This window comes from Bacillus sp. P4_D3 (assembly GCF_056401855.1).
In genome coordinates this window covers 1-10563 of record NZ_JBFUIN010000088.1, presented here as the reverse complement: position 1 = coordinate 10563, position 10563 = coordinate 1, and the positions used below count along the sequence as shown (strand labels likewise).

The 10563-nt window shown below is 36.7% G+C and carries 15 protein-coding genes; 4 read left to right on the top strand and 11 right to left on the bottom strand.

The features are described from left to right. Positions 1 to 86: 86 nt before the first annotated feature. The 11 genes from spoVAEA to dacF all read right to left on the bottom strand — a co-directional run bounded on the left by spoVAEA (position 87) and on the right by dacF (position 6837). Positions 87 to 656 (bottom strand): stage V sporulation protein SpoVABEA, encoded by a 570-nt coding sequence (gene spoVAEA, locus AC1DTM_RS12390; RefSeq protein ID WP_002111611.1) that lies wholly within the window; start codon positions 654 to 656, stop codon positions 87 to 89. 5 nt (positions 657 to 661) lie between these two features. Beyond that, on the bottom strand, positions 662 to 1012 hold the full coding sequence (spoVAE, locus tag AC1DTM_RS12385) for a stage V sporulation protein AE (protein WP_002014916.1): 351 nt from the start codon (positions 1010 to 1012) through the stop codon (positions 662 to 664). Positions 1013 to 1015: 3 nt separating this feature from the next. Continuing rightward, entirely contained in the window at positions 1016 to 2032 is a 1017-nt protein-coding gene (gene spoVAD / locus AC1DTM_RS12380) for a stage V sporulation protein AD (protein ID WP_016106086.1), read from the bottom strand. Positions 2033 to 2045: 13 nt separating this feature from the next. Next, positions 2046 to 2504, bottom strand: a complete 459-nt coding sequence (gene spoVAC / locus AC1DTM_RS12375; RefSeq protein ID WP_002160614.1) for a stage V sporulation protein AC — start codon at positions 2502 to 2504, stop codon at positions 2046 to 2048. A gap of 12 nt (positions 2505 to 2516) precedes the next feature. Continuing rightward, the gene (gene spoVAB / locus AC1DTM_RS12370; RefSeq protein WP_016106087.1) at positions 2517 to 2933 is read right to left on the bottom strand and encodes a stage V sporulation protein SpoVAB; all 417 of its coding nucleotides are present in this window, start codon (positions 2931 to 2933) and stop codon (positions 2517 to 2519) included. Further along, positions 2926 to 3546, bottom strand: coding sequence for a stage V sporulation protein AA (locus AC1DTM_RS12365; RefSeq protein ID WP_016106088.1), 621 nt, complete (start codon positions 3544 to 3546; stop codon positions 2926 to 2928). Before AC1DTM_RS12365 ends, spoVAB begins: the two co-directional genes overlap by 8 nt. A 115-nt stretch (positions 3547 to 3661) precedes the next feature. After that, positions 3662 to 3784: a methionine/alanine import family NSS transporter small subunit gene (locus AC1DTM_RS12360; protein WP_367958655.1), complete on the bottom strand. Its 123-nt coding sequence runs from the start codon at positions 3782 to 3784 to the stop codon at positions 3662 to 3664. A gap of 134 nt (positions 3785 to 3918) precedes the next feature. Then, positions 3919 to 4677, bottom strand: coding sequence for an RNA polymerase sporulation sigma factor SigF (sigF, locus tag AC1DTM_RS12355; RefSeq protein ID WP_002111619.1), 759 nt, complete (start codon positions 4675 to 4677; stop codon positions 3919 to 3921). Positions 4678 to 4689: 12 nt separating this feature from the next. Beyond that, positions 4690 to 5130, bottom strand: a complete 441-nt coding sequence (gene spoIIAB / locus AC1DTM_RS12350) for an anti-sigma F factor (RefSeq protein ID WP_477000277.1) — start codon at positions 5128 to 5130, stop codon at positions 4690 to 4692. Continuing rightward, positions 5131 to 5481 carry an anti-sigma F factor antagonist gene (gene spoIIAA, locus AC1DTM_RS12345; RefSeq protein WP_002088460.1) on the bottom strand — a complete coding sequence of 117 codons (351 nt, stop codon included), beginning with the start codon at positions 5479 to 5481 and terminating at the stop codon, positions 5131 to 5133. It lies immediately after the preceding gene. 165 nt (positions 5482 to 5646) lie between these two features. Then, complete coding sequence (gene dacF / locus AC1DTM_RS12340) at positions 5647 to 6837, bottom strand: serine-type D-Ala-D-Ala carboxypeptidase DacF (RefSeq protein ID WP_477000276.1); 1191 nt, start codon at positions 6835 to 6837, stop codon at positions 5647 to 5649. A gap of 166 nt (positions 6838 to 7003) precedes the next feature. Between dacF and AC1DTM_RS12335 the strand changes: the two genes are divergently transcribed. From AC1DTM_RS12335 to AC1DTM_RS12320, 4 genes are read left to right on the top strand one after another with little or no spacing between them, the layout of a single operon-like run. Beyond that, entirely contained in the window at positions 7004 to 7423 is a 420-nt protein-coding gene (locus tag AC1DTM_RS12335; protein WP_002145907.1) for a GntR family transcriptional regulator, read from the top strand. After that, complete coding sequence (locus AC1DTM_RS12330) at positions 7389 to 8270, top strand: ABC transporter ATP-binding protein (RefSeq protein ID WP_016106089.1); 882 nt, start codon at positions 7389 to 7391, stop codon at positions 8268 to 8270. The genes AC1DTM_RS12335 and AC1DTM_RS12330 overlap by 35 nt, the downstream gene beginning before the upstream one ends. Next, positions 8260 to 9324 (top strand): ABC transporter permease subunit, encoded by a 1065-nt coding sequence (locus AC1DTM_RS12325; protein ID WP_016106090.1) that lies wholly within the window; start codon positions 8260 to 8262, stop codon positions 9322 to 9324. Before AC1DTM_RS12330 ends, AC1DTM_RS12325 begins: the two co-directional genes overlap by 11 nt. Positions 9325 to 9336: 12 nt before the next feature. Further along, complete coding sequence (locus AC1DTM_RS12320; RefSeq protein WP_002160608.1) at positions 9337 to 10401, top strand: ABC-2 transporter permease; 1065 nt, start codon at positions 9337 to 9339, stop codon at positions 10399 to 10401. Positions 10402 to 10563: the final 162 nt, after the last annotated feature.

Genomic DNA, 10563 nt, shown 5'->3' with positions numbered 1-10563 from the left:
CATCGTATGTAACACCCAGTCCAACTGTTTGCTTTAAGTAATTTTCATTATCACTTAAAAAAGATGAAATCGGGATATTCACTTTTTTAGGCTTCGTCATAAAACCCACTCCTTTCCAAAATTAATTGAATCGCTTTTCTAGTAATAGGTGATCCTCTCTCCCATTCATCATTTCCGCACATCTTACCAATATCACCGACCCCCACAATGACAGGAACATTCAGACCATCTAAACAATAAATCGTATCCCCACTAATCCTGCCAACTTCACCATCTGGGAGTCCAAATTTATCAACGCCGTATTCTGTCAAATTCCCATTCCGATCTACACTTACATCTACACGCGCCCATTCCCAATGATGTGTATTAGATGCTACTGCTAAAATACCCAGTACATCAACTTGTTTATGTGTTGCGACATACTTTAACGCCTTTTCACCAGATCCTTCTCCTATAAATCCGCTGTCATCAAACATGACAAATACAGGGTCATATGGCGTTTGCATAATAAGCTCAACAACTTTCTTCCCTGTCAATTTGGTCGGATTACTTTGCGATGCCGAAATACACCTTCCCCCAAATTCCTTTGTTAACAGCTCAATTGTCCGCTTTGCATATTCATCTCCATCTGTGACCAAAACAACCCTTCGTCTCATTTGATTTATCCTTTCGGTTTACATATAAGTGCAACAAAAAATGAAAATAATATCGCTGCTGAAATCCCCGCAGACGTTAAACTAAACATACCGATTCCAATTCCTAAATATCCATGTTTTTCTGCCGCATGCATTGCCCCGTGCAATAGTGAGTGTCCAAAACTTGTAATAGGGACCGTTGCCCCAGCACCTGCAAATTTTATAAGCTTATCGTACAATCCGAATCCGTCTAAAATAGCTCCGGCGACTACAAAAGTTGCCATTAAATGTGCCGGTGTTAACTTTGCGAAATCCAGCAACACTTGTCCAATTACACAAATAGCTCCTCCTACAAGAAATGCGTATATAAAATCCACAATTCACTCTCCTTTAACGCTTTCAAACACAACACCATGCGCAATCGTTGGAATCGTTTCCTTCTGTTGCATCATCATGGGGCTTAATAGAGCTCCAGTTGCAACGACAAAAATTCGTTGTAAATTTCCTTTTTGCATTTCACGCAATAAATGGCCGTATGTTACAACAGCTGAACACGCACAACCACTGCCCCCTGCAAACACTTCTTCTTGATTTGAATTGTAAATCATTAATCCACAATCGTTGTATACATTCCCCAAATCATATCCTTCCTCAAGTAAAAGTTGTCTCGCAATTGGTGTCCCAACAGCTGATAAATCACCAGTAACAATAAGATCATAATCAGCTGCACTTCTTCTCAAATCTTCAAAATGCTGTTGAATTGTATGAGCAGCAGCTGGTGCCATCGCTGATCCCATGTCTAAAGGATTAGCAATTCCTAAATCTTGTACTTTGCCGATTGTTGCTGCTGTTATTTTAATTGCACTCTCCTCATTGCTAATTAATATTGACCCTGCTCCAGTAACAGTTGAGTTTGCTGTCCCTGGCTTTTGTCCTCCGTATTCTGTTGGGTAACGAAATTGTCTTTCAGCCGTCGCATTATGACTACTTACTGTAGCTAAAATACGATTCGCAAATCCACCATCTATAAAAGCGGATCCAACAGCCAAAGTTTCCATTGACGTCGCACAAGCGCTGAACATCCCTAAAAAAGGAATACCATACTCACGAGCAACGTAATTTGCTGTCACTGTTTGGTTTAATAAATCTCCCGCTAAAAAGAAATCAATTTGTGATTTTTTTATATTCCCTTTTTGCATCGCTTGTTGAATCGAGTCTGACATTAACCTTCGTTCAGCAAGTTCCCAGTTTTCCTCTCCGCAATGTAAGTCAGAATATGAAATATCAAAATCCTTTCCAAGAGGGCCTTCAGCTTCTTTCGGACCGACAGCAGTACCAGTTGCATTCACGAAGATATCATTTTGAAATACCCACGTTTGTTTTCCTGTCAATCTCATACCCACCCCTCCTTTAAGACATTAAAATTTGAAATGTATATCTTATTAGCCCGATAATGTATGCACCGACGACTCCAAATACAATGACACTTCCTGCAAGCTTAAACATGTTAGTAGCGATTCCTAGAACAACCCCTTCACTCCTATGTTCTAGCGCGGCACTCGCCATAGAATTCGCAAATCCAGTAACTGGTACTGCTGATCCCGCTCCAGAAAACTGCCCGATTTTATCATATACACCACACCCTGTTAAAATCGCTGATAGTAAAACAAGAGTTGCAACTGTAGGGTTTCCTGCCTCTTTCTCACTAAAGTGAAAGTAATGTATATAAAATTTCATCAACACTTCTCCCGCCGTACAAATGAGTCCACCAACAAGAAATGCCTTCACACAATTTATGAAATAGTTCGGTTTTGGATGGTACTCCTTCACTTTATTTATGTAATCGTCCTTCAATTTTCGTCCTGCCATATATATTGCCTCCTACTTTACGAAATAAATCCAGTGAAACAACGAGCCTATTACTTTCCCAAGTACAAGAGCAACCAGTAAAACAATAATTTTCCCCTCTACCCTTACTCGTTTCGCTAAAATAGGTAAAACGTTTAACACTTCCGTTAACGCCGCAGCCAGCATTCCAATGAATGTGCCACAAAATATCCCTAATATAACAAGCCAATATTGTGACGTGTGAAATGTAATATTTTTCAGACTACACCAAGCCCCTGTTAAAGTACCTGCAATGACCGCCCACTCAAAATATTGAATATGCTTTCCACTTCTCGTTAATTGAGCTAAACGAGGGATTATACCAAGTACAGCTAAAAACGCGACATATCCGCTACCTACTGCAATCCCTCCAGCTAAACCAATTAATACAACAAATGCACACTCAATCATCAGCAATCTGTTTCATATTATCCTTGTTTTCATGAACAATTACATATTGATCAAGCGACTGCTGATATTGAAACATCTCAACTTCTAACGGGCTCGGCTCTTCATTAATTCTCTTTTGAAATACATGATTAAAAAATAAGACCATACCTAATCCAAGACCTAATGAATAAGGAATTTGAAATAAAAGTGGTTGCGCCTTAAATTCTCCAGTAATCATGTAATATAACCGTTGGTGTACTTGTTGCATACTTACATCTTCATGGAAATAAATGATCGCAAGGGCCGCTCCAATGAAAAGTAACAACCATACAAGTCCGAAGAAAACCGGATGTACTTTCTTTTTTTCGTATATAATTTCAACAAGAGTTTCTCCAGAACCAAGTAAATTAATTTGTATGTGAGCCGCTTTTTGTTGAATAATCTCAATCACTTTCATAACATCAATTACAACATGTGTTTTATCATGCGCTGTTATTTTGTAGACTATCTCATTTTGTAACGACTCAACTACCAAAGAATCTCCGGCAAGTTGAGCAACATCGCTCAGCTTTACTTCATACGTAGAAGACACTTTTAAGCGATTGCGCATTTTAATATAAATCGTTTGTTCCAATTTTCATTCACCCCTTCACTCTTCCTCGTAGTTGTAGTATGGTTATTGGAATTTTTTCTAATACAATTTTTTCATAAAAAAACATCTGTACCGTTTCGGTACAGATGTTTTTCAGCTACGCCTTTTTCTTAAATAAATTTGCAATACTTAATGCAAGTCCTCCCCAAATGACTACCATACCTATAACCATCATCATAATCGCTGATCCGCTCATCATGAAACACCTCGGTACTTCCATTCTTTTTCCAGCTAGGCAGAGTCTGAATGTATTTGTGCATTCCATTTCTTCAGACTAATGACTAGTGCAACTATAAGAAACGCTGCCGCTATCGACCAACCATACGTTACAACAAAAAAAAATCGAATAGATAGCTATTCATCTATTCGATCTTTCATCTGTTTTAATATTTTCTTTTCAAGTCTTGAAACTTGTACTTGTGAAATGCCTATGCGCTCCGCTACTTCTGATTGGGTTTGGTCTTTATAATAGCGCAAATACACAATTAGCCTTTCTCGTTCATCCAATTCTCTAATTGCTTCTTTTAAAGCAATTTTATCAAACCATTTCGTTTCCGATTGATCTGCAATTTGATCTAAAATAGTAATTGGATCTCCATCGTTTTCATACACAGTTTCATGTATCGACGAAGGAGCACGACTCGCTTCTTGCGCCAGAACAACTTCTTCCGGCGTTAGTTCAAGAGCCTCTGCTACCTCATTAATCGTTGGAGCCCTTCCAAATTCCTTCGAAAGCTCGTCTCTCATCTTTCGGACTTTGTTTCCTGTTTCTTTTAAAGATCTACTTACTTTCACTGATCCATCGTCACGTAAAAATCGTTGTATTTCACCGATAATCATTGGAACTGCATATGTTGAAAATTTCACGTCGAAAGATAAATCAAATTTATCTACCGATTTTAAGAGTCCAATACATCCAATTTGAAATAAATCGTCTGGTTCGTATCCTCGATTAAGAAATCGCTGCACAACCGACCATACGAGACGCATATTACTTTGAACGATTGTATCTCTCGCTTGTTGATCTCCATCTTGACTCTTTTGAATTAACGCTTTTAGCTCGTGGTCCTTTAACTGAGGTTTCTTCTTCTCATTTCTGACCTCTATGTCCATTGGCTATTCTCCTTAATTGCATAGAGCGTTACTATTTGATAAGTATTTTGTCAAATGGATTGTTGTCCCGAAAGATTCGTTTGAAATAACTTCTACTTCATCCATAAAATTTTCCATGATAGTAAATCCCATTCCGGAACGCTCTAATTCAGGTTTAGTTGTAAAAAGGGGTTGTCTTGCTTCATCTAAGTTAAAGATACCAATCCCTTCATCTCGAATCGTGAGTTTCACCATCGCTTCTTCCAAAATCACTGAAATATAARCAACACCTTCTGCATTTCCTTCATACCCATGAATAATTGCATTTGTAACCGCTTCTGACACAACTGTTTTAATCTCTGTTAGTTCTTCCATCGTCGGGTCTAATTGCGCAATAAAAGCAGCTACCGTAACACGAGCGAATGATTCATTCTGACTTAACGCTGAAAATTGAAGGTTCATTTCATTTCTCATCTATGCCACCCCCAACGTCGCGAGCGCATGCGCTTCACTTTCTTCTAAACGAACAATTTTGAATAGACCTGACATTTCAAATAAACGTTTAACAGGCGGTGAAATTGCACAGACAACCATCTCTCCACCTAATCCCTTTACATGTTTATATCGGCCTAATATAACGCCTAAACCTGAACTATCCATAAATGTTAAGTTCTCTAGGCTCAAAACAATATGATGAACACCATGTGTCTCAATCATATCTGTTACTTTCGTTCGCAACTCTTCAGCAGTATGATGATCTAATTCACCCTCTAGCCTCACACATAAGACGTCACGTTTTACTTCTAAATGCATGGAAAGACTCACACGATTTCCTCCTTATGCTCAAACTTTATTCTTTAACATAAGATTTTCGTGATATAAAACCAGAATCCTTCCTACTGACAAAAGAAGAACTATTTCGCCATAAAGTGAAACCTTTCAGCAATTATCCCCGTAAATACGAACAGAAAAGCGGCAAAATTTTCACCGCTATTTTGATGTTGAAAACATCCCAAAGCTTCGTTTAAATAACTCCCACCAGCTAGCTGCATCAACATCTTCTTTCGCTACAATTGTTTGTTTTAATAAAACATCTTTATCTCTTTTAATAACAAGTGTGCCAAGTGCATCACCTTTTTTAATCGGTGCCTTCACTTTCTTTTCAGCAATCACTTCTTGTTTAACTTTGTCCATATTTTCGCCCTTCTTCATAAGAAGAGACACATTGTCTGACGCAACTAAATCTACTTTTTCTTCCTTACCTTTTCCTACTTGTACAGTCTTAATTTTTTCGCCACGTGTATACAATTTTTTTGTCATATATTGACCAAATGCATAGTCAAGTRGCTTCGTTACTTGATTGTTCCGTTCTTTTGATGTAGGTGCTCCCATTACAACTGAAATAACACGCATACCATTTTTTTCAGCTGATGCTGTTAAACAATATTTCGCTTCTGTCGTAAAGCCTGTTTTCACTCCATCTACTCCAGGATAAAAACGTACTAGCTTATTCGTATTAACAAGCCAAAACTTCTTATCCGTATTTTCACGTAAATAGTCTTCATATTTACCTGTGTATTTTCGAATAAGTGGATACTTCATCAACTCTTTCGCCATAATAGCCATATCATTCGCTGTGGAATAATGATCTTTCGCCGGGAGACCTGTCGGATTTTGAAAATGTGTATTTTTCAGTCCTAAATCTTTCGCTTTTTTGTTCATCATATTTACGAATCCTTCTTCTGAACCAGCGATATGCTCGGCCACTGCAACAGATGCATCATTTCCAGATGCAATTGCAATGCCCTTTAACATTTCATTTACAGTCATTTCTTCCCCAGGTTCTAGAAAGATTTGTGATCCGCCCATTGAAGCTGCGTGTTCACTCGCTCTCACTTTATCTGTCAGTTTTAATTTTCCTTTTTCAACTTGTTCCATAATTAAAAGCATTGTCATAATCTTTGTCATACTAGCAGGTGGTAACTTTTCATTCGGATTTTTATCAAACAAAACTTTACCTGTATCTTGCTCAATTACGATCGCTGACGACGCTTGTTCCGCTAACTTCGGCGCGGTCTCTTCTGTTTTCTCCTGCTTCGTTTTCTCAGATTGTGCAAAACTAACTGAAGTACCAGAAAGCAATAACATGAAACAAACAAGTATTCCAAAAACTCGCTTCATGACTAACCCTCCATTCTATATCAAACCTATTTTTTCCAATTTACTCATTTTTAATACCATATTTTTCTATTATTTTCATTTGACAAATAAAGTAATTGCCGATATTGTATTAAGTGTATTACACGTAGTAGTACACTTAATACTCGCCAGGAAGGAGACATTGCTCTTGCATATTCAACTTGATCCAAGAAGCAACACTCCGATATGGGAACAAATTGTTCAAAATATAAAAGAGCTCGTACTAAAAAACATGTTAGCTCCAAGTGATAAGCTTCCTTCTGTACGCGAGCTTGCTTCTTTGCTCGTTATAAATCCAAATACAGTAAGTAAAGCTTATCAAGAATTAGAGCGACAAGGGATTATTGAAACATTACGAGGAAAAGGAACATTTGTAGCCCAATCGATTACCCCAACATTAGACGAAAGGAAAATCGCTATGGTTGAAAAGCAATTTCATCAATTATTACTAGAAGCCTCTTATCTTGGGATTACGAAAGATAAAATTCACGATTGGATAGATTCATACTATAAAGAGATTGGAGGAAATACGGATGCTGAAAGTGACAAACTTGAAGAAAACAATTGATAACCAAACGATTTTAGACGATGTTTCTTTCACATTACAAAAAGGTAGTATCGTCGGATTGCTCGGAAGAAACGGTGCGGGGAAAACAACTTTATTACGAACGATGGTCGGCATTTTAGACCCAGATGCAGGAACTGTTACATATGAGGATACGGATGTTCATAAGCATCCTGAAATTAAACAAAAGGTTGTATACGTTCCAGACTCTACTAACATACTAAACGGTTATACAGTGAAAGAAATCGTTAAGTTTTATAAAGCAGTTTATACAGCATTTGATGAACAATATTTTTATGAGATATTAGAACGTTTTAATTTACCAAACAAACGTATTCGTAGTTACTCAAAAGGGATGAAAGCACTGCTTGCGATCATTTTAGCTTTCGCTGCAAAAGCAGAATATATCATTTTAGATGAACCGACAAACGGACTTGATCCTATCGTTAAAAGACAGATTCTACAATTTCTCGTTGAAGAAGTAGCAGAAAAAGAAATTACAATTTTCATCTCCACTCACCATTTAGATGAAGTTGAAAAAATTGCCGATACAATCATTATTTTAAAAGAACATACCGTAGATTCTATTACATCACTAGATGATGCAAAATCACAATTTGCTAAAGTCCAAGTTGCTTACGAACGATCACTACCTCAAAAACTAGAAAACTTAAGCAATATTAAAATATTAAATCAAACAGGAAAAGTATATACAATCTTAATTGAGGGAAATGTGGCTACAACACTGGAGAAGTTCTATAAAGAGCAACCAATACTCATTGAAGAATTATCAATGTCACTTGAAGATGTCTTCGTTACGACACTTGAGGGGGATGGGTATGTTTCATAAGGCGTTATGGATGTGGAATTGGAAGCGCGGGAAATATGCTGTGTTACTGTTTTTCTTTAGTTCGCTTTACTTGCTATCTTTTGGCTACTATAGAAGTGCTCAGAGACAACTTGCTGAGTATTACGAATTACAAGAAAAAGGAAAACACTATTATTATTTTTATTCCTTTTCTCCAGGGGAAGGCAATAGTGTTTGGTTAACTGTTCTTATCATCGCTTTAGCCTGCTTATTGATAGGATGGGAGCGTAGTAACCAGTCTAATAGCACACTTATGGCAATGCCTTTTAATAGAAAAGATATTTTCTTAACTAAATGGGCTTTCGGTTCATTTTGTATTGTAGGTTCATTACTTATAAACTGGATTCTTATGTACGCTATTTATAGAACAACCATTCATTTTGATTATCAATCATTTAGTCCATTTCACCGATACTTTCTTTATGCGATTGTTTCTTATGTTGCAGTATATACAGCCGCACTATGCATCGGTACTTTTACCGGAAGCGTTGTTTCGCAGATTGTTTTTTGTATTCCGTGGCTACTAATGGGACTTACATTTATTCCACTAGTGTACACTTTTACGATAAACCATTTAGAGGCTACCGATACTAAAGATTATAAGCTATATGAACAACTTTATGAAATCAATCAAAAAACAAATGTGGTCGCACCAATATATAATTTCACGCTTTATTACGAGTATGATCCTGAATTACGTAAAAAAGAAAATGCCCCAACTACTTTAAGAGACCCAGCATCTTATACGTATTATTCAGCTAAATCAATGTTAGTCCCTATTTTGTATACAATACTTTACTTACTCCTTGGCACATACTTATATACACGATCACCTAATGAAAACACTCAAAAGATATTTATTTTCCAAAATCATTTACGAATGTGGATATGGGGGGCAACCATTTACTTTGCATTACTAGGTGGCTATAAAATAACTCAATTTAGTTTCCTATTAAACTACTATATCGGTTTGTTTCTCGCTGGAATCATTACTTATGTTGTATTATCACGCCTAACAAATTATAAAGTTTTTTAAAGGAGAGATCCTATGTTTCAAAAAGCACTATGGCTAAGAACGTATCAACAAAGTAAATATGTTGTATGGCTATTTTGGCTCATCAGCTTCTATACTTTGTCGTATAAATACTATATGACTTCTATTGAACAACAACACTTTCTAAATATGAATAAAAAATGGAAATCTATATATCATTACAACTTTGATTTATCACTTATGGACTCTGTCATATTTCAAGGTGGTGTACTTATCGTTCTGGCCTGCACATTAATCGGCTTGGAAAGACAAAATAACTCTAGTGACTTGTTATGGTCTATGCCCTTTAAACGTTCACACCTTTATATAACAAAATGGTTGTTTGGAATTTGTAATATCGTTGCGATTGTCCTTTTAAACTGGGGACTATTTGCTATTATGAAAAAGTTGACTTTTCATAATAAATATCAAGTATTTTCCCCATTTCATAGTTACTTTATATACATGTTAATTGTATTAATCGCTATTTATACACTTGCCTTATGCATAGGAACAATCGCTGGGAATGTTATATCGCAAGGATTTCTCACTGCAGCTATATTAATATTCCCAGTGTTACTCCCATCACTTATTGCAGGAGTCATTGCTGTTCACTCGAATACTGAATTTCATAAAGACAATGGCAATATACAACGTCTTATGGAAAACATACGTATTTCTGGTCCAGCAGAAGAGTTTTATATTCACTTTAATTATGATCCACAAAGCGCTTATACCGATCGAAATGGAGTGAGGCATAACGAACCGAACTTTACAAAAATCCCTCCAGCAAAAACATTGATTGGACCTATTGCACATATCATCATTTTATTACCGCTTGGTATATATTTATATGTTCGTTCAGTGAATGAACGAAATGGTAACTACCTATTATATCCAAGATTACAAAAGTTAGTTATGGCTTGTGCGATTTTCTTTGGTGGGATCGCTGGAGGTTTAATGCTAAGTCGCGCGCAGTCATTGTCCAGCTTTTACATCGGATTTTTGATAACTAGTTTAATTACGTATTTCTTCCTAGCTAAAATATTAAAATGGAAAGTCTCTTGGAATTTCAAATAAAATAACCTCCTCGCCTAGAGGAGGTTATTTCACATTCTCTCTTCTTTTCCCATACTCCTTTTCTTGCTTTGTTCCAAAGCCGTCACCATTTGCCACGATTTGATCTGTTGGCGCAACTATACTTTCAGCAATTCTCCATTCTCCTCCTTGTTGAATAAATAC